Annotated in this window: 1 pseudogene; it reads left to right on the plus strand. The window is 67.0% G+C overall.

What is annotated here, in order from left to right:
* Positions 1–233: pseudogene (locus KVT39_RS37510) on the plus strand (cysteine--tRNA ligase); the annotation flags it as partial.

The following is a 233-nucleotide window of genomic DNA, read 5'->3' on the forward strand; positions in this document are numbered from 1 at the left end:
GCTCGAGCGGTCCTACGCCGAAGACGTGCGCTTCTTCTTCGTGCGCATGCACTACCGGTCGCCGCCCAACTACAGCGACGTGCCTCACGACGATGCGCGCGCGTCGCTCACGCGTCACTATACCGCGCTGAAGGATGTCGAGGCCGACACGCCCGCGCTCGACTGGAACGAGCCGCATGCGCAGCGTTTCGCGGCCGCGATGAACGTCGACTTCAACACGCCCGTCGCGGTGG

Origin of the sequence: Burkholderia sp. GbtcB21 (genome assembly GCF_019091065.1) — a bacterium.
Taxonomy (GTDB): Bacteria; Pseudomonadota; Gammaproteobacteria; order Burkholderiales; family Burkholderiaceae; genus Burkholderia; species Burkholderia pyrrocinia_C.